19 protein-coding genes and 1 pseudogene are annotated in these 18274 nt (G+C 66.3%); 14 read left to right on the forward strand and 6 right to left on the reverse strand.

What is annotated here, in order from left to right:
* Positions 1-6: 6 nt before the first annotated feature.
* From DK874_RS02005 to DK874_RS02020, 4 genes are read right to left on the reverse strand one after another with little or no spacing between them, the layout of a single operon-like run.
* Positions 7-1284 carry an ABC transporter substrate-binding protein gene (locus DK874_RS02005; RefSeq protein WP_114312316.1) on the reverse strand — a complete coding sequence of 426 codons (1278 nt, stop codon included), beginning with the start codon at positions 1282-1284 and terminating at the stop codon, positions 7-9.
* Complete coding sequence (locus DK874_RS02010; RefSeq protein WP_114312317.1) at positions 1281-2795, reverse strand: glycoside hydrolase family 3 N-terminal domain-containing protein; 1515 nt, start codon at positions 2793-2795, stop codon at positions 1281-1283. Before DK874_RS02010 ends, DK874_RS02005 begins: the two co-directional genes overlap by 4 nt.
* A complete protein-coding gene (locus DK874_RS02015) occupies positions 2792-3652 on the reverse strand; it encodes an N-acetylmuramic acid 6-phosphate etherase (RefSeq protein ID WP_114312318.1) in 861 nt (286 codons plus the stop codon). Before DK874_RS02015 ends, DK874_RS02010 begins: the two co-directional genes overlap by 4 nt.
* On the reverse strand, positions 3649-4629 hold the full coding sequence (locus tag DK874_RS02020; RefSeq protein ID WP_114312319.1) for a serine hydrolase domain-containing protein: 981 nt from the start codon (positions 4627-4629) through the stop codon (positions 3649-3651). The genes DK874_RS02015 and DK874_RS02020 overlap by 4 nt, the downstream gene beginning before the upstream one ends.
* Positions 4630-4682: 53 nt before the next feature.
* Between DK874_RS02020 and DK874_RS02025 the strand changes: the two genes are divergently transcribed.
* Genes DK874_RS02025 through nagA form a run of 3 tightly spaced genes read left to right on the forward strand, consistent with a single transcriptional unit; the run spans position 4683 to position 7474 of the window.
* Positions 4683-5360: a GntR family transcriptional regulator gene (locus tag DK874_RS02025; RefSeq protein ID WP_114312320.1), complete on the forward strand. Its 678-nt coding sequence runs from the start codon at positions 4683-4685 to the stop codon at positions 5358-5360.
* Positions 5357-6397, forward strand: a complete 1041-nt coding sequence (locus DK874_RS02030; protein ID WP_114312321.1) for an anhydro-N-acetylmuramic acid kinase — start codon at positions 5357-5359, stop codon at positions 6395-6397. The genes DK874_RS02025 and DK874_RS02030 overlap by 4 nt, the downstream gene beginning before the upstream one ends.
* A gap of 9 nt (positions 6398-6406) precedes the next feature.
* Complete coding sequence (gene nagA, locus DK874_RS02035; RefSeq protein WP_114312322.1) at positions 6407-7474, forward strand: N-acetylglucosamine-6-phosphate deacetylase; 1068 nt, start codon at positions 6407-6409, stop codon at positions 7472-7474.
* Here the strand turns inward: nagA and DK874_RS02040 are convergent.
* Positions 7471-7587 (reverse strand): annotated as a pseudogene (locus DK874_RS02040) (D,D-dipeptide ABC transporter permease); the annotation flags it as partial. The gene nagA and the pseudogene DK874_RS02040 overlap by 4 nt on opposite strands.
* Before the next feature lie 54 nt (positions 7588-7641).
* Between DK874_RS02040 and DK874_RS02045 the strand changes: the two are divergent.
* Positions 7642-8412, forward strand: a complete 771-nt coding sequence (locus tag DK874_RS02045) for a class I SAM-dependent methyltransferase (RefSeq protein ID WP_162798691.1) — start codon at positions 7642-7644, stop codon at positions 8410-8412.
* Between the two features lie 13 nt (positions 8413-8425).
* Here DK874_RS02045 and DK874_RS02050 read toward each other — a convergent pair whose 3' ends face one another.
* On the reverse strand, positions 8426-9220 hold the full coding sequence (locus DK874_RS02050) for an SDR family NAD(P)-dependent oxidoreductase (RefSeq protein WP_114312324.1): 795 nt from the start codon (positions 9218-9220) through the stop codon (positions 8426-8428).
* A gap of 54 nt (positions 9221-9274) precedes the next feature.
* On the opposite strand from DK874_RS02050, the gene DK874_RS02055 reads away from it, so the two are divergent.
* From DK874_RS02055 to DK874_RS02095, 10 genes are read left to right on the forward strand one after another with little or no spacing between them, the layout of a single operon-like run.
* Positions 9275-10432, forward strand: coding sequence for a M20 family metallopeptidase (locus DK874_RS02055; RefSeq protein ID WP_114312327.1), 1158 nt, complete (start codon positions 9275-9277; stop codon positions 10430-10432).
* A gap of 53 nt (positions 10433-10485) precedes the next feature.
* The gene (locus tag DK874_RS02060) at positions 10486-11970 is read left to right on the forward strand and encodes an ABC transporter substrate-binding protein (protein WP_114312687.1); all 1485 of its coding nucleotides are present in this window, start codon (positions 10486-10488) and stop codon (positions 11968-11970) included.
* On the forward strand, positions 11971-12906 hold the full coding sequence (locus tag DK874_RS02065; RefSeq protein ID WP_114312330.1) for an ABC transporter permease: 936 nt from the start codon (positions 11971-11973) through the stop codon (positions 12904-12906).
* Positions 12899-13696: an ABC transporter permease gene (locus tag DK874_RS02070; protein ID WP_114312332.1), complete on the forward strand. Its 798-nt coding sequence runs from the start codon at positions 12899-12901 to the stop codon at positions 13694-13696. Before DK874_RS02065 ends, DK874_RS02070 begins: the two co-directional genes overlap by 8 nt.
* 54 nt (positions 13697-13750) lie before the next feature.
* A complete protein-coding gene (locus DK874_RS02075; protein WP_114312334.1) occupies positions 13751-14560 on the forward strand; it encodes a cyclase family protein in 810 nt (269 codons plus the stop codon).
* Positions 14554-14727: a hypothetical protein gene (locus DK874_RS11720; RefSeq protein ID WP_240307588.1), complete on the forward strand. Its 174-nt coding sequence runs from the start codon at positions 14554-14556 to the stop codon at positions 14725-14727. The genes DK874_RS02075 and DK874_RS11720 overlap by 7 nt, the downstream gene beginning before the upstream one ends.
* 23 nt (positions 14728-14750) lie before the next feature.
* Positions 14751-15707, forward strand: coding sequence for a TRAP transporter substrate-binding protein (locus tag DK874_RS02080; RefSeq protein ID WP_114312337.1), 957 nt, complete (start codon positions 14751-14753; stop codon positions 15705-15707).
* Positions 15704-16189 carry a TRAP transporter small permease gene (locus DK874_RS02085; protein WP_114312339.1) on the forward strand — a complete coding sequence of 162 codons (486 nt, stop codon included), beginning with the start codon at positions 15704-15706 and terminating at the stop codon, positions 16187-16189. Before DK874_RS02080 ends, DK874_RS02085 begins: the two co-directional genes overlap by 4 nt.
* Positions 16186-17487, forward strand: coding sequence for a TRAP transporter large permease (locus DK874_RS02090; protein ID WP_114312341.1), 1302 nt, complete (start codon positions 16186-16188; stop codon positions 17485-17487). Before DK874_RS02085 ends, DK874_RS02090 begins: the two co-directional genes overlap by 4 nt.
* Positions 17488-17507: 20 nt before the next feature.
* The gene (locus DK874_RS02095; protein WP_114312343.1) at positions 17508-18260 is read left to right on the forward strand and encodes a LamB/YcsF family protein; all 753 of its coding nucleotides are present in this window, start codon (positions 17508-17510) and stop codon (positions 18258-18260) included.
* Positions 18261-18274: the final 14 nt, after the last annotated feature.

Raw genomic sequence — 18274 nt, forward strand, 5'->3', positions numbered from 1 at the left:
AAGGCCTTACCGCCTCTTCTTCCGCTCCGCCTGGACCTCGTCCAGAATCTTCTGCACCTGGGGGGCCACGCCATCCAGGGCCGCCTTCAGCTCCGCCTTACCCTGCCACACGGGTTCCAAGGCCTTGTTGATGAGCTGCAGGGCCTCGTTCCAGCGCTCAAAGGTTTCCGTGGGCCTTGCCGTGCGGTTTACCGTAAGGAAGTACTGCTGGTTCTTGGGGGGCGGGGGCACGAAGAAATCCCGCAGGTTCTGGATGCTCCGGTCCACGTTCCTCACATCCACCCCCCGGGCGGGGATGATGAGCCCGGTCCTGGTGAAGATGCGGCTGGCCTCGGGGCCGGCCAGGAAGGAGAGGAGCTTCCAGGCGGCCTCCGGGTTCCTGGTCCCGGCGGCCATCACCCAGCCGGAACCGTCGATGTCCACGATGCTCCCCGCCTTACCCCGAGGGAAGGGCACCACGTCGAAGTCGAACTTGGCCCGGGCCTTAAGGGTGGGCACCCGCCAGCGCCCGTCCACGATCATCCCCGTCTGCCCGTTTAGGAACATGGTGAAGGCCCCGCGGTCCTGGGCCTCCTCGGGGGTGGGGGCCACGTGGTGCCGGTAGCGGAGGTCCAGATAGAACTGCAAGCCCTCCAGGGAGGCTGGGCTATTCAGCAGGAACCGGCTGTGGTCAGGCGCATAAAACCGCCCACCTGCACTCCAGACCCAGGGTTGCCAGAAGAGGTAGAAGGTCTGGAAGGACACCCCCCACTGGACCCTCTTGCCATCCTTTTCCACGGTAAGGGCTTTGGCGTAGCCCAGGAAGTCCTCCCAGGTCCAGTCGGGCTTGGGGTCGGGAAGGCCCGCCCGTTTCAGAAGGTCCCGGTTATAGAAGACCACCAGGTTGGACACATCCCGGGGCAGGCCGTACTGTTTCCCCTCCCACTGGAAGGCCTTGAGGATGCCGGGGAAGATGTCGGCGGTGGGGTACCTGTCCCGCCCGATGAAGGCGTCCAGGGGAGCCAGAACGCCCCTGGAGGCCATCCCCGGGAAGTCGATGTTGTTGAGGAAAAAGACATCCGGCGGGGTGCCGGCCGCCATCATGGCGGTGATCTTGGCCAGGTACTCCCCGGAGGGGATGTTGATGTACTCCACCTGGATGCCCGGATTCCTCTCCTGGAAGACTTTGAGCACTTCCTGGTATGCCTTGATCTCCTCCTGGCTTCCCCAGCTGGCCAGGACCAGCCTCTGAGCGGAAGCCAGCCCCAGCAAGACCACCAAAAGCCCAATCCACCACCTCTTCATGGTTCACCTCCGTACACCCATTGCCCCGTGGGGGTGTAGACCCCCGCCAGGGCCTCCAACACGGCCCGGACCTGGACCGCGCGGTAGCCGTGGGTTGCCAGGTAGCCCGCAGGCCTCCCGGGGAGGAAGCGAAGATCGTCAGGATTGCCCAAGGCTACCAGGTAAAGGGGTTTGCCAAGGGCCAAAAGCTCCTTAACCAAGGCCCTTTGCCCCTCCTTGGATCCTCCACCAAGCCAGCGGTAGGTGGAGACCACCAGGCGCTCCGCCTTCCTGGCCTCCGTCAAGGCCTTTTGCATCTCCGCCGGGGTGGGGTCCTCGGAAAGGTTGAGCCCCCGGCTTCCGGGAAGGTGCTGGGGGGCAAGGTCCGCCAAGGTGGGCTCCGCCCCGTAGCGGTCGGAGATCCTCAGGCCCAAGACCAAAGTCCCCTGCCCGGGTATAGGCAGGGGGCCAAAGCGGTGCACCACACCCCGCCGGGCCGCCTCGAGGGCCAAAGCCTCCTCCTCCTTCGGGGTGAAGGGGCATTCCCCCTGGCCCGCCTTAAGGGCCTGGGCTCGCTTCCTGGCCTCCTCAGCCCGGGCAAAGGGGATCTCCTTGCCCAGGGCCTTGGCCATACGGGCATGCACTTGCCGAATGACCCCCTCGTCGGGTTCCAAAAGGAGGAGGTCCGCCCCCGCCTTCACGGCCAGGACCGCCGCTTCCCCCGCCCCGAAGTGGCGCCGGATGGCCCCCATGGCCAGGTCATCGGTAAGGATTGATCCAGAAAAGCCCATTTCCTTTCGGAGCAAGCCCGTGAGGATCCTGGCCGAAAGGGTGGCGGGGTATTTAGGGTCCAAGGCGGGAAAGAGGATGTGGGCAGTCATGAGGGCCGGCATCCCCGCGGCCACATAGCGGCGGAAGGGAAGGAGCTCTACCCCCTCCAAGGCCTCCTTGGGCTTGTCCACCCGGGGCAGGTCCAGGTGGGAGTCCACCCCTGTGTCCCCATGCCCGGGGAAGTGCTTGCCCACGGGCTTGGCCCCGGAGCGCAGCACCCCCCGGGCAAAGGCCAAACCCATGCGGGCCACCCGCTCGGGGTCAGCGCCGAAGGAGCGAAGGCCGATGATGGGGTTATTAGGGTTGGTGTTCACGTCCAGAACCGGCGCCAAGTTCACATCCGCCCCAAGCCGCCGCACCTGGCACCCCAAGGCCCATCCCACCCGCTGCACCAAGCCCTCATCTCCACTGGCGGAAAGGGCCATAGCCGAGGGAAAGCGCACCACCCCCTCCCGGTAGGAGGTAAAGGGTCCTCCCTCCTGGTCCACCAGGAGAAGCAAGTTGGGATCCAGGGCCCTGAGCCGGGCCACCACCCCCTGGGAATCCCGGCGGAGGTTGGAGGGGTAAAGGATGACCCCAGCGGGCCGGATTTCCTTGAGAAGGGCCACCGGCACCTCTTCCCCTTTGAAGCTCACGATGAGAAAGTTTCCCGCCTGAGCCACCGCTATGCCCATACCGGCCAAGAGGGCCAAAGGCCTCACCTCCCCACCTCCGCCAGCGCCCCTCGGACCCCCTTTTCCTCCAGCAAGGCCAGGGCCTTTTGGGGCTCTACTCCCAAGGCCACCAGGGCCGCCAGGGCCGGGTCGGGGTAGGCCTCGAGGAGGGCCCTTGCCTCCATCTCCCCTACCCCTGCCATCTCCCGTACCATGGCCACCCCCCGCTCCCAGAGCTTTTGGTTCTGCACCCGCATGCGGGCCATGCGGTTTCCGTACACCCTACCCAAGAGCACCATGACCAAGGTGGAGAAGAGGTTGAGGGCCGCCTTTTGGGCGGTGCCGGCCCCAAGCCGGGTGCTTCCCGCAATGGGCTCGGGGCCCGTGTCCAGGAGGACGGGGTGGCGCGCCTCGGCAAGCAAAGGAGTTCCAGGGTTGTTGGCGAAGGCCACGGTAAGGGCCCCTCCCTCCTTGGCCCCCCTTAGGGCCCCCAGGGTGAAGGGGGTTTGGCCGCTCGCCGCCACCGCCACCAAGACGTCCTTCCTCCCCAGGCTTCTGCCCTGGGCTAGGCCTTCCTCATACCGGTCCTCAGCCCCCTCCACCGCCTTAAAAAGGGCCTCATCTCCTCCCGCCAGCAGGAAGTGCACCCGGGAAAAACCAAAGGTGGGCCACAGCTCCACCCCGTCCAGCACGGCCAGCCGTCCACTGGTCCCGGCCCCGGCATAGGCCAAAAAGCCTCCCGCCCGAAGCCGCTTTGCCGCAGCCGCCGCTCCTTCCTTTAGGGCGGGGAGGGCTGGCCTCAAGGCGGCGATGGCCCGGAGCTGGGCCTCAAAAAGGGCCTCGAGGACCTCCTCCGCCGGCCATAGGTCCAGGTCCTGGTACCGCCGGGCCACCCTCTCCGTCATCTCGTCACCTCCGCCGCCAAGGCATTCCCCACCGCCCGGCGCAAGGGGGCGAGGGAAGGGCGGTGGCGGGTGGGGTGGATGGCGTTGGTGAGGAGGGCCCAAGCATACCCCCGCTCAGGGTCTACCCACACCCCCACCCCGGTGAAGCCCGTGTGGCCAAAGGCCCTTTCCGACGCTAGGCTTCCCCCATGCCAACCAGGCCGTTTCCTCTCCCAGCCCAGAAGCCGCTCCCCATGGGGCCTTTGCATTTCCTCCAAGGCGGCCCGGGAAAGCCAGGTGCCCTGGAGAATGGCTGCGAGCTGGTCCAAAACGCCCTCCAGGGTGCCGAAAAGCCCCGCATGGCCCGCTGTACCCCCCAAGGCAAAGGCGTTTTCGTCGTGCACCTCCCCCCGGAGCACCCGCTTCCTCCAAGGGCAAAGCTCCGTGGCCACGCTCCGTTCAGGAGGCGGGGAGAAGCTAAGGCCCTGGGGTAAAGGAAAAGCCGCAAGGGGCTTGCCCCGCAGACGTTCCAGGAGAAGACCCAGGAGGATGTAGCCGATGTCCGAGTACCCCGGTTCTCCCAGGGGCCAAGGATGCTGGAGCACCCGGGCCTTTAAACCCTCCCCTGTCCCCCAGGTGTACAAGGCCTCCCAGGCCGGGAGGCCCGCCGCATGGGCTAAGAGCGCCCGCACGCTCACCCCCTTGAGGGGGTGGTCCTTAAGCCAGAGCATCTCGGGAAGGTGCTGGGAGAGGGGGTCATCCAGATCCAAAAGGCCCTCCTCCACCGCCCGCAACACCTCCCGCAAGGTGAAAAGCGGCTTGGTAAGGCTCGCCAAGTCAAAATAGAAACCCTCTTCCAAGGGAACCGGCTCAGGTACCCTTTGGGCCCACCCCAGGTGGAGGACCTCCCTGCGGCCATCCCCATGAACCACCCCGAGGGCCGCCCCAGGAACCATACCCCTGGCTACCGCTTCCTCCACGAGGGCCTTGGCCAGCATAGCCCCAAGTGTATAACGGTCCGCTATTGGTAGGCAAGTGGTACAATGCGACCATGGCCCACGGTCCCCTGTACCTGGAACTGGCCCGGCGGCTAAGGGAAGGTATCCTTCAGGGCAACTTCCAGGATGCCCTTCCCCCAGAACGGGCCCTGTCCGAGGCCTTCGGGGTTTCCCGGGATAGCGTGCGCAAAGCCTTGGACCTTCTGGAGGAGGAAGGCTTGGTGGTGCGCCGGCAGGGGAGCGGTACCTTCGTGGCCAAAAGGGCCACCTTCCGCACCCGTCTTCGGGGTTTTAGCGAGGAGATGGAGGCCTTGGGCATGAAGCCCAGCACCAAGGTCCTGGGGGTGGAAAAGGGTCCTGCGGCCCCGGAAGAGGCCATGGCCCTGGGGCTTTCCCCGGGGGAGGAGGTGCTCCGCCTCCTCCGCCTGAGGCTTGCGGACGGGGAACCCATGGCCCTGGAGCGGGCCACCTTGCCCGCCTGGGCCCTGGCGGAACCGCCTGAGGGCTCCCTATACCGGGCCCTCGAGGCCAAGGGCCTAAGGCCGGTGCGCGCCTTGCAACGGCTCCGGGCCGTGGCCGCCCGGGAGGAGGCCAGGCCCTTAGGGGTGGAACCAGGAAGCCCCCTCCTCCATCTGGAGAGGATCAGCTATCTGCAGGATGGCCGGCCCATCGAGTGGGTGAAAAGCTGGTACCGCGCCGACCGGTACGAGCTTCTGGTGGAGCTCGCATGAGGGTCTTGGGTCTCATGTCCGGCACCAGCGCCGACGGGGTGGACCTGGTCCTGGCGGAGTTTTCCGGCCGCCCCCCCCACCTTTCCCACCGGGTATTGGAGCACCGGGAGGTGCCGTATCCAGAGGGGCTACGGGGGCGGGTGCTTAAGGCCATGCGCCAGGCCGACACCCGGGAGATCGCCCTTCTTCACCACGACCTGGGCCGGTTCTACCGGGATGCCGCCCTTCCCTTTCGGGGTAGGGCCGAGCTGGTAACCCTCTCGGGCCAGACCGTGTGGCACGAGCCCCCGAGGGCCACCTTCCAGCTGGGGGAGCCCAGCTACCTGGCCCTGGGCCTAGGGGTGCCCGTGGTCTTTGGCTTCCGGGCCGTGGACCTGGCGGCCGGGGGCCAGGGGGCCCCCCTGGTGGCCTACCCGGACCTTCTCCTCTACGGGGAGGCAGGCAAGCGCAAGGCCGTTCACAACCTTGGGGGCATCTCCAATCTGACCTACTTCCAGGGGGTAGATCCAGGCTCCCTGGTGGCCTTTGACACCGGGCCTGGGGTTTGCCTTTTTGACGAGGCGGTCCAGGCCCTGGGGCTCACCTGGGAAGAGGCCACGGCCTTGGCGGAGGAGGCTAGGCCCGATGAGGAGGCCCTTAAGGCCTGGCTTTCCCATCCTTACTTCCGGATCTCCCCACCCAAGACCACGGGACGGGAGGTGTGGCGGCTGGAAAACCTGCCCTCCCGGCCAGAGGAACCCGGCCGCCTCCTCCGCTCCCTCTTGGAACTCACCGCAAGGAGCATCCTCGAGGCCTACCGGCGCTTCGTGGGCCCGGTGGACCAGGTTCTCCTGGCCGGGGGTGGGGCGAGAAACCGGGTTCTGGTAGCCCTTCTTTCTCAAGGTCTTCCCGTGTCCGTGATGGAGAACCCTAAGGTGCGGGAAGCCCTGGCCTTCGCCATCCTGGGATACCTGTACGCCCTTGGGGAGGCCAATGTACTGGGCCGGGCCACGGGAGGCCAGGACCTAAGGGCAGGCCAAGTGGTACACCCAGGTTAGGAGGGAAGCATGCTTTTAGGCCGCATTCTCACCCCCCATGGCTTCCTGCGGGGCCGCCTCCACTTCTCCGAGCGCGTTGAGGCCATTGAGGAAGCCCCCGTGGATGGCCCCTACATCCTCCCCGGCTTCCTGGACCTCCACGTGCACGGGGGAGGAGGCAGGGAGGTGATGGAGGGCCAGGAGGGCGTGGAGGCCACCGTGCGCTTCCACCTCCGCCACGGCACCACCGGCCTCCTGGCCACCACCGTCACCGCCCCCCTGGACCAACTGGAAAGGGCCCTCCAAGGAATCCGGAGGGCCATGGAAGGCCCCTGGGGTAAGGCCCTCCTGGGTGTGCACCTGGAAGGCCCCTTCCTCAGCCCACACCGCCTGGGGGCCCAGCCCCCCTTTCCCCTCCCCCCGGACCCGGAGGTGGCCGAGCGCCTCCTCTCCCTGGCCCCCGTGCGGGTGGTCACCCTGGCCCCCGAGCTTCCCGGGGCCTTGGAGCTCATCCGCTTCCTGGCGGAGAGGGGGGTGCGGGTCCAGCTGGGGCACACGGAGGCGGGGTATGAGGAGGCCCGTGCGGCCCTGGAGACAGGAGCCGTGGGCTTCACCCATCTCTTCAACGCCATGACCGGCCTCCACCACCGGGCCCCCGGGGTGGTGGGCCTGGCCCTGGAGCGGGGGGCGTGGGCGGAGATCATCCCCGATGGCCTCCACGTGCACCCCGCCGCCATCCGCCTGGCCTTGAAGGCCATCCCCGGGCTTTACCCTGTGAGCGACGCCGTGGCGGCGGCGGGGATGCCGGATGGGGTCTACCCCTTGGGGGCCCACCGGGTGGAGAAGCGGAGGGAGGGGGTGTGGCTGGGGGAGTCCCTGGCGGGGAGCACCCTCACCCTGGACCAGGCCCTAAGGAACCTGGTGGCCTGGGGGGTACCCCTGGAGGAGGCCGCCCGGAGGCTATCCTTGTACCCAGCCCGTTACCTGGGCCTTTCCGACCGCGGGGAGATCGCCCCCGGCAAGCGGGCGGACCTGGTGGCGTTGGACGAGGCCCTGAGGGTGGTAGAGGTGTACCTGGAAGGGGAACGGGTGGCCTAGCGTCCCCGGGGATCCCACACGTCCCTTAGCCCATCCCCCAGGAGGTTGAAGGCTAGAACCGTGAGCAGGATCCCCACCGCCGGGGCCGTGGCCGCCCAGGGAGCCTCGTCCATGGACCACCCAGCTCCCGTCAACATCCGGACGTAAAATGGGGCCTGGAGGAAACCGTGAGCGAGGGGCCGAAGGAGCTAGCCCGGAGCTTTTTCTCCCGCCACGCCCAGGAGTATGCCCGAAGCAGCAGCCATGCTGGCGGCCCCGATCTGAAGAGGTTGCTGGAGCTTTTGGAACCCAGATCCTCGGAAAAAGTCCTGGATGTGGCCACGGGCCCGGGCCACACGGCTTTAGCGTTGGCCCCTTTTGTAAGGGAAGCTATCGGGATCGACCTAACTCCAGAAATGGCCATCCCCTTTGCCCAAGCCGCCTGCGAACGGGGCCTCCCCAATGTCCGCTTCCTGGTGGGGGACGCGGAGTCCCTGCCCTTCCCTGACCAGGAGTTCGATTTGGTTACCAGCCGGCGGGCCGCCCATCATTTCCCCCACATCACCAAGGCCCTGGCCGAGATGGCCAGGGTTCTGAAGCCTGGAGGCCGTCTGGGCATCGCCGACATGGTGGCCCCCGCAAACCCGGAGGCCGCCCGCCTCTTCAATGCCCTCGAGGCAGCCCGGGACAACTCCCATGTACGGTCGTACACCGTAGAGGAGTGGCGAAGGCTCGTTGCGGATACGGGCCTCAACCTCCTCCACCTAGAGGAGTTCGCAGAGGAGCTTCCCTGGTCCCGGTGGCTCTACCCCCTTGACCCGGAAGGTACGGAAGCCATGCGGGTAGAGGAGGTCTTGGCCCAGGCTTCCCCCGGCGTCCGCTCCCTGGTGGTGAAGGAAGAACCTGGAGGCCGCATCCTCATCAAGCATCGGATAGTCCTGGTGGCTATCAAGGGTTAGGGTTGGGAGCGCCCTAAAGGGGCGGGGTGAACCGCCCGTCCACCGCTGTCCAACCTCCATCCACCAAAAACAGGGTACCCGTCACGTAGCTAGAGGCCGGCGAGGCCAGGAACACCACCGCCATGGCCACCTCCTCGGGCCTTCCCCAGCGCTTAAGGGCGGTCTTCTCCCCATAGGCCCGGTACCAATCGGGGTGAGCCTTGATGGGGGCGGTGAGGGGAGTTTCTATGGGCCCAGGGGCCACAGCGTTGGCCCGAACCCCAAAGGGCCCGAGCTCTGCAGCCAGGGTACGCATGATCTGAAGAATCCCTGCCTTGGTGGCGGCGTAGACCCCTTGGCCTGGCTCCACCACCAGGGCCCGGATGGAAGCAAAGGCAATGAGGCTCCCCCCACCCTGTTCCCGCATTACCCTCCCCCCGGCCCTTAAAAGGCGCAGGGTTCCCTTCAGGTTGAGGTCTACCACCCGGTCGATCTCCTCATCGGTGTAGTACAGAAGGGGTTTGCGCACGTTGATGGCCGGGGTGGAAACCAGGGTGTCCAGCCGACCATGGACCCGGTATACCTCTTCCACCAGCCCCTCGGCCTTTCCCCTTTCCGCCAGATCAAGGAGGTGGGCCTCCGCCATCCCTCCTTGCCCACGGATAGCCTCGAGGGCTTCCTCCAGACCCTTTTCATCCCGGTCCGCCAGCACCACCTTGGCCCCAAAGGCCGCCAGGGCCTCCGCCGAGGCCCGCCCGATCCCCGAGGCCGCTCCCACCACCAAGGCCACCTGCCCCTCGAGGTTAAAGAGGTCCCGGTAGTCCTTCATGCTCTCCTCCTTTCCTTGGCCCCAGCATACCGCGGTATAATCAGCCCGAAGCCTATGGAAAAGGCCCTCCTGGCGGCGGAAGCGGTGGACGAAAGGGAGGTGGTGGAGCTCCTAAGGGCCATGGTCCGGATCCCAAGCCACTATCCTGGACCCGGGGAAGAGGGAGTGGTGGCCTTCCTGGAGGAGTACCTAAGGGAGCGGGGCCTCCGCCCCTTTCGGCAGGAAGCAGCCCCTGGCCGGCCTAACTTGATGGCCGATCTAGGGGAGGGAGAAGGGGGGTTGATCCTCGAGGGGCACACCGACGTGGTCACCCCCGGGGACGAAGATCTCTGGCGTTACCCCCCCTACGAAGGGGTGGTGGAAGGGAGGCGGCTGTACGGCCGGGGAGCCTGCGACATGAAGGGAGGTCTGGCTGCCCTGGTGGCCGCCCTGTTGGCCGTGAAACGGACCCTAGGCCGCCCCCGGCGTACCCTGCGCCTGGCCGCCTTGGCCGACGAGGAGGGGTTGATGCTGGGAGTGAAGGCCTTCATAAAGGGAGGGTTCGCCCAGGGCTTCCGGGGAGCCGTGGTGGCCGAACCCGAGGAGATGGAGATTTGCCTTTGGCAGAAGGGGGCCCTGCGCCTCCAACTCCGTTTCCCAGGAAAGATGGCCCATGGGGCCATGCCCTACGCCGGGGAGAACCCTATCCCCAAGGCCGCCCGCTTGGTACTGGAACTGGAGAGAATCCAAAAGGAGCTCCAGGAAACGCTTCCTCATCCCTTACTGGGTCCTCCCTACCTCACCCCTACCCGGCTCGTAGCCAGTGCGGGGGAGGGGCAGATGAACGTGATCCCCGCCCATGCCGAACTGGCCCTGGACGTGCGCACCGTGCCCGGGTTGGACCACCGGGAGTTGGTAGACCGCATCCAGACCCTGGCGGGAATCCAGGTGGAGGTCCTGGAGGACCGCCCCCCCGTGGAAACCCCCCGGGAGGATCCCCTGGTGCGGGCAGCAGAGAACGCCTTGGGGCTTCTCGGCCTCCCCGTACGCTTTGGCGGCGTGCCAGGGGCCACAGACGGTACCTTCCTCCGGGCCTGGGCAGGCCTTCCTGTGGTGGTCATGGGACCTGGCGGGAAAACCCTGCCCCATCAGGTGGACGAGTGGGTGGACCTGGAGGAGGTGGTCCAAGCCGCCCAGGTCTACGCCGCCTTGGCGGTGCTCTATCTGGAGTAGATGCCTCGGGCATGGGAGCCCCCAGGCATAGTATGGGGAAAGGGAGGGAAGATATGGGAAAGCGGTTAGGCTTGTTCCTTCTGGTTAGCCTAGGCCTGGCCTTGGCCCAGCCGAGAGGGGGGGAGCTTCGGGTGGCCATCCTGGCCGAGCCTCCCGTCTTAGACCCCACGGCCTCCACCAGCCAGGAGATCCCCCGCATGCTCTACGACAACGTCCTCCAGGGCCTAGTCAAGTTCAACGAGAAGGGGGAGAGCGTCCCCGCCTTGGCGGAGCGCTGGCAGGGAAGCCCCTCCAGCCTCACCTGGACCTTTTACTTGCGCCGGGGGGTGCGCTTCCATAACGGCGCCCCCTTCACCGCTGAGGACGTGATCTTCAAGTTTAACCGCGCCCGGGATCCCAAGTCCGGCCACACCCATCCCGAGTACTACCAGGACATCCAGAGCGTGGAGGCCAAGGACCCCTACACCGTGGTCTTCCGCCTGCGCCAGCCCAACCAGGACTTCCTCTTCAACCTGGCCCGGCCTGACTCGGTGATCGGACCCAAAGGCCGGGTGGAGGAGCAGAAGACCCAGCCCATCGGTACCGGGCCCTTCCGCTTCGTGGCCTGGGAGCGGGGCGTAGGGGTGAGGCTGGAGCGGTTTGAAGGGTACTACGAGCCCGGCCTACCCTATCTGGACCGGGTCTTCTTCCGCTTCCTGCCGGATCCAAACGCCCAGCTCGCCGCCCTCCGGGCAGGTGACATCCAGGTGATCGGCCTGGGGGTGAGCCCGGAAAACGCCCTGGTGCTCAGGCGGGACCCCAACTTCAAGGTGGTCACTGGCTTCACCACCACGGAGATCACTGTGGGGATGAACAATAGCCGCCCCCCCTTCAACGATCTCCGGGTGCGGCGGGCCATCCAGCACGCCGTGGACAAGAAGGCCCTGGTGGAAGGGGTGATGCTGGGCTTTGGCACCCCCATCGGTAGCCACCGCTCCCCCGGGGAGAGGTGCTACGAAGACCTCTCCGGCTATTACCCCTACGACCCTGCCCGGGCCCGGGCCCTTCTGCAAGAGGCGGGGTATGGACCCAACAATCCCCTGCGCTTCACCTTCACCCTGGCCGCTCCCTACCCTTACGAGAGGCGGCTTGGCGAGGCCATCGCCGCCCAGCTTGCCCAGATGGGAGTCCAGGCCCGGCTGGAGGTGGTGGAGTGGGCCACCTGGCTTTCTCGGGTCTTCCGGGGGGCCGACTACCAGATGACCATCATCGGTCACTCCGAGCCCCACGATATCGGCATCTACGCCAACCCGAACTACTATTTCCGCTACGATTCCCCCCGTTTCCGGGAGCTTTACACCCGCTACCTGCGCACCCCCGACCCCCAGCAGGCCTGCGAGATTATGAAGGAAATGCAACGCCTCCTGGCCCAGGATGCGGTGAACCTTTGGGTGATGAACGCCCCCTACATCGCCGCCATGCGCAAGGAGGTCATGGGCTGGTGGCAGAACCAGCCCACCCCGAGCCTCAACGTAACCCGGGTGTACTTAAGCCGCTAGATGCGAAGCTTTCTCCTGAGGCGGGTCCTCCTGGCCCTGGCCACCCTGTGGCTGGCCTCCAGCCTGGTCTTCGTCTTTCTCCTCCTCCTCCCGGGGGACCCGGTACAGGCCATCCTGGGCCTCGAGGCGTCTCCAGCCGCTCGGCAGGCCCTGGAACGGGCCCTCGGCCTGGACAAACCTCCCTGGGAACGCTATGCGGACTGGCTCACCCGCACCCTCCGCCTAGACCTGGGGGAGTCCATCCGCTACGGAAAGCCCGTGGGCGAACTCCTGGGCGAGCGGATCTCCCTCACTCTGGCCCTCGTCCTCCTAGGGCTTGGCGGCGCCCTTTTCCTGGCCCTACCCCTGGCCCTCCTAGCCCTTAGGTTTCCCATGTGGGACCTGGCCCTGAGTGGCCTTATGGCCCTTTTGCAATCCGTACCCACCTTCTTCCTGGGGGTGGTCCTCCTCTACGCCCTGGCGGTGCACCTGCCCCTCTTCCCCGCCAGCGGCTTCCCAGGGTTCTCCAGTCCATGGGAAGCCCTGCGCCACCTTTTCCTCCCCGCCCTCACCCTGGCCCTTTCCCGGGCGGCCATCCTCTTTCGCATGGCCCGGGGGAGCCTGCTGGAGGTGATGGGCCAGGACTACATCCGCACCGCCCGGGCCAAGGGAGTCCCCGAGACCTGGGTGCTCCTCAAGCACGCCCTAAAGCCGGCAAGCCTTCCCCTGATCACCGTGCTGGGCCTGGAAGGAGGGTTCCTCCTCACCGGGGCGGTGGTGGTGGAGGCGGTCTTCGCCCTACCGGGGATGGGAAGCCTGGCCCTCACCGCCCTCGAGGCCCGCGACTACCCCCTTCTCCAGGGCCTGGTTCTGGTCATGGCGGCCCTCATCGTCCTCTTCAACCTCCTGGTGGACCTCCTCTACGGCCTCTTGGACCCACGGGTGGCGTATGCGTAGCCCAAGCCTCCTCCTGGGAAGCCTCTTGGTGGGCCTCTTCCTCCTCATGGCCCTGGCCTCCTTCCTCTACCCCGTGGACCCCAACGCCCCCGACTTCCTCCACCGCCTTGCTCCCCCCTCCCCCAGCCATCCCCTGGGCACCGACCCCCTGGGCCGGGACCTTCTGGCCCGCCTCCTCCACGGGGCGAGGAATGCCCTACTGGTGGGAAGCATCGCTGTCTCCGTGGGTTTTACCCTGGGCGTGGCCACAGGCCTACTTGCCGGATACCTGGGCCGGCACTGGGACGGCCTCTTAAGCCTCCTCATGGAGGCCCTCTATGCCCTCCCTGGCTTGCTCCTGGCCCTCCTCTTCGCCGCCCTCATGGGGCCTGGCACGGTGAGCAGCATGCTGGCGGTGGGGCTTTCCATGGTGCCCGCCTTCTTCCGGGTGACCCGGGCTGGGGCCATGAGCTTGAAAACCACCCCCTTCGTAGAGGCCGCCTTGGCCCTGGGAGCCAGTCCAGGACGGGTGGTCTTCCGCCATCTCCTTCCCAACCTCCTAGGACCCCTCCTGGTCCAGGCCAGCCTGGCCTTCGCCGCTGCCTTGTTGGCCGAGGCCGCCCTTTCCTACCTGGGCCTAGGCGTCCAACCCCCTAATCCCAGCCTGGGCCGCATGCTGAGGGAGGCGCAGAGCTTCCTCCCCCTTTCCCCATACCCCGCCCTGGTCCCGGGGGTGGCCCTTTCCTTGGCCATCCTGGGCTTTAACCTCCTGGGGGACGGCCTCCGCGACCGCCTGGACCCCCGGCGCTAGGGCTTGCATACCTTTGCAGTCCCGTGGTAGCTTGCCCTAACAAGGGAGGAAACCATGTGTGCCCCTCTGGTGATGGAGGAAGTGGCCAAGCAGATCTCCCGCAGGGCCCTGTTGGGCGCGGGTTTAGGGCTTCTGGCAACCCGGGCCATGGCCCAGGTCCAGGTACCGGGGAAGGCCTTTAGCCGGGCGGTGGACCTCACCCACGAGCTTTCCCCGGAGATCCCTCTCTTCCCCGGGGCCGAGCCCATGCGCATCACCACCCTGGTCACGGTGCGGCAGAACGGCTACTACGGGAACCGCATTGACCTCTGGGAGCACTCGGGAACCCATATGGATGCCCCCGCCCACTTTGCGGAAGGGGGGCTTACCGCGGAGAAGCTACCCGTAGAGACCCTCATCGCCCCCCTGGCGGTGATCCACATCCACGAGAGGGCTGCCCGGGACCCCGATGCCCAGGTGACCGTGGACGACATCCTGGCCTACGAGCGCCAGCACGGCCGCCTGCCCAAAGGGGCCCTGGTGGCCATGCACTCGGGCTGGGAAGCCCGTTGGCGTGAACCTAAGGCCTTCTTAAACCAAGACGCCGCAGGGACCCTCCATTTCCCCGGCTTCTCCCCGGAAGCCGCTGAGTTCCTGGTGCGGGAGCGGGAGATCGTGGGGGTGGGGGTGGATACCCTGTCCTTAGATCACGGCCCCTCCAAAGAATTTAAGGCCCACGTGACCCTCCTAGGCGCCGGGAAATATGGCCTGGAAAACCTGGCCAACCTGGCCCAGGTGCCCCCCGCCGGAGCCCTCATCTTCGTGGGAGCCCCGAAGCATCGGGGGGCCTCTGGGGGCCCCATACGGGCGGTGGCGGTATGGTGATCTCCTGGCTCCGCGTCCCGGGGAATGAGGAGCTGAGCCCGGAGGTCCGGGAGCTTTTCGCCCGGTTCCAGGAGAAGATGGGTTTTGTCCCCAACGTGGCCCGGGCGACGATCGACCTAAAGCGCACCTACACCAACGAGTTCGTGGACCGGGTGCCCAAGCGGTAGAATGGGCTAGGAGGTGCATAGATATGCGGACCCTTTTGGCAGGCTTAGTCCTATTGGCCGTAGCGGCCCAGGCCCAGAGCTGGAACATGGCTACCCCGTATCCACCGGCCAACTTCCACACGCAAAACATCCAGCAGTTCGTCAAGGAGGTGGAGGAGGCCACGGGGGGCCGGCTCAGGATCACCGTGCACCCCGGGGGCTCCCTCTTCCCCCATCCCCAGATCCTGCCCGCGGTGAGGAACGGGCAGGTGCAGATGGGGGAGGTGCTCATGTCCCTTCTGGCCAACGAGAACCCCCTCTTCAACCTGGACTCCATCCCCTTCGTGGCCACCAGCTACGAGGAGGCCCGTAGGCTTTACCAGGCCCAGCGCCCCGAGGTGGAAAAGTGGCTGGCCCAACGGGGCGTGGTCTTTCTTTACGCGGTGCCCTGGCCACCCCAGGGGCTCTACACCAAACGGCCTGTAGGCTCAGGGGCAGATCTGAAAGGCCTGCGCTTCCGGGCCTACAACCCCGCCACCGCCCGGCTGGCGGAGCTTCTTGGCATGAACCCGGTGCAGGTGGAGGCTGCCGACATCCCCCAGGCCTTCGCCACCGGGATCGTGGAGGCCATGGTCACCTCCCCGGTAACAGGGGTAGACAGCCAAGCCTGGGACTTCGCCCGCTACTTCTACGATGTAAAGGCCTGGATTCCCAAAAACATGGTGGTCATTGGCCGGCGGGCCTTTGAAAGCCTCTCCTCGCAGGACCGGGAAGCCCTGTTGCAGGCGGCCAAGCGGGCGGAGGAGCGGGGCTGGCGGCTAAGCCAGGAGCAGGAGGAAAAGGCCCTCCAGACCCTGGCAAGCCGGGGCATGCAGGTGGTCAAGCCCTCCCCTGCCCTGCTGGCCGACCTCAAGAAGGTGGGACAGACCATGATCCTAGAGTGGCAAAAGCAAGCTGGGGCCACCGGGGTGAAGGTCTACCGGCAGTACCTGGGGCGATGAGGCTTCTAGGGAGGACCCTCGAGGGCCTTTTCCGCCTATCCGAGCTCCTGGCGGCCCTCATGGGTCTTTTCATCCTCCTGGTGATCCTGGCCCAGGTGGCGGGGCGGTATCTGGGCTTCGTGGTGCCCTCGGCCTTGGAGATGGCAGGGTTTGCCACCGCCGGGCTCATCTTCCTGGGGCTGGCCCCCACCCTCAGGGCCGGGGGGCACATCCGGGTACGGCTTTTGCTGGGGAAGCTTCCTCCCGGTGCCAGGCGCCCCCTGGAAACCTTCGCCCTGGGGCTCGGATTCCTAGCCACCCTGTATGCTTCCATTCAAGCGTGGCTAAAAGTGGCGGAGGGCTTCCGCTATGGAGACCTGGCTCCCGGGCTTCTCCCCCTTCCCCTCTGGCTTCCCCAGAGCTTTCTGGCGGTGGGCCTTAGCGTCTTCGCCCTGGCCCTCCTCGAGGCGGGCCTGAAAGCCTGGCAGGGAGGGGAGGAATGAGCCTCCTCTGGGAAAGCCTTATCCTGGTGGGCCTCCTTTTCCTCCTCCTGGCCCTGGGGGTTTACGTGGGCCTGGCCCTCCTCCTGGTGGGCCTGGCCGGCCTGGCTTTCTTTACCTCCGCCCCTCCAGGACCTAACCTGGCCACTGCCCTTTGGACCTCCACCTCGGGCTGGAGCCTGGCCGCTTTACCCCTTTTCGTCTGGATGGGGGAGATCCTCTACCGCTCCCGGCTGGCCCAGGGGCTTTTCCAGGGGCTTAGCCCCCTTCTTTCGCGTCTCCCAGGAGGGCTTCTCCACGTGAACGTGGTGGCCAGCGCCCTCTTCGCCGCCGTTATCGGCTCCTCCGCCGCCACCACCGCCACCGTGGGCCGCTTCACCCTGCCCGAGCTGCTGCGCCGGGGCTACCCCAAACCCCTGGCCCTGGGCTCCTTAGCCGGGGCCGGTACCTTGGGCTTCCTTATCCCTCCCAGCGTCATCATGATCGTCTACGGGGTCATGGCAGAGGTATCGGTGGCCCGGCTCTTCATGGCGGGGGTGGTGCCGGGAGTGGTCCTGACCCTCCTCTTCATGCTCCTGGTGGCCCTTTTGGCCTTTCTCTACCGGAAGGAGCTTCCCCAGGAGCCCAGAAAGCCCCTGCGCGAGACCCTGGCAGGCCTCTTGGCCATCCTCCCTGTCCTCTTCCTCATCCTCCTGGTCCTAGGCTCCATCTACCTTGGGGTGGCTACCCCCACGGAGGCGGCCGCCATAGGGGTAGCGGGAGCGCTTTTTCTGGCGGGCCTCAACCGGGAGCTTTCCCCCAGGATGTTCTGGGAAAGCCTCATGGGGGCCATCCGCACCACCAGCATGATCGGCCTGATCCTGGCAGGGGCCGGGGTTTTGACCTTGGCCATGGGGTTCACCGGCATCCCCCGGGCCTTGGCCGCTTGGGCGGTGGAGGCGGGGATTACCCCTGTGGCCCTCATCTTCTTCCTGAGCCTGGTCTACGTCATTCTGGGCTGGTTTCTGGATGGTATCTCCATCGTGGTCCTCACCATCAGCGTGATCCTGCCGGTGGTGAAGGCCATTGGAGTGGATCCCTTGTGGTTTGGGGTGTACCTGGTAATCATGGTAGAACTGGCCCAGATCACCCCCCCTGTGGGCTTCAACCTCTTCGTCATCCAGTCCCTGACTGGGGAGGACCTGTTCCACATCGCCCGTTACGCCTCTCCCTTTCTGGGAATACTCCTTTTCATGGTGGTTCTCCTCATGCTGTTCCCGGAAATGGCCACGTGGCTACCCCGCACCATGACGGGGGGATAACCTGGGGAAAGGAGGTGGCTATGACCGTAGACCTCAACGCCGATGCCGGGGAATCCTACGGGACTTTCTCTTACGGGCACGACCGGGAGATCTTCCCCTATGTAACCTCGGTCAACCTGGCCTGCGGCTTTCATGGGGGAAGCCCCTCCCGCATTAAAGCGGCGGTGGCCCTGGCCAAGGCCCACGGGGTGGCGGTGGGGGCCCACCCGGGCTTCCCTGATCTGGTGGGTTTTGGCCGTAGGGAGATGGCCCTAAGCCCTGAGGAGGTCTATGCCGACGTGCTCTACCAGATAGGAGCCCTCTACGCCTTCCTAAAGGCGGAAGGGCTACGCCTCCACCACGTTAAACCCCATGGGGCCCTATACCTCAAGGCCTGCCGGGACCGGGAAACCGCCCGGGCCATCGCCGAGGCGGTCAAAGCCTTTGACCCCGAGGTTCCCCTGGTGGTGCTCCCCGGCACGGTGTACGAGGAGGAGGCCCGGAGGGCAGGGCTCAGGGTGGTCCTCGAGGCTTTCCCCGAACGGGCGTACCTTAAAAATGGCCAGCTGGCCCCCCGCTCCCTGCCAGGAAGCTGGATCAGCGACCCAGGGGAGGCTGCCCGTCGCGCCCTAAGGATGGTTCTGGAGGGAAAAGTGGAGGCCTTGGACGGCGGGGAAGTAGAGGTCAAGGCCCAAACCCTCTGCATCCACGGGGACAACCCCAATGCTCCCGAGGTGGTACGGGCGGTGCGGAGGGCCCTAGAGGAGGCGGGGGTAGAGGTTAGGGCCTTCTGACACCAGCGAACTCC

This window comes from Thermus caldifontis (assembly GCF_003336745.1).
GTDB classification, from domain to species: Bacteria; Deinococcota; Deinococci; order Deinococcales; family Thermaceae; genus Thermus; species Thermus caldifontis.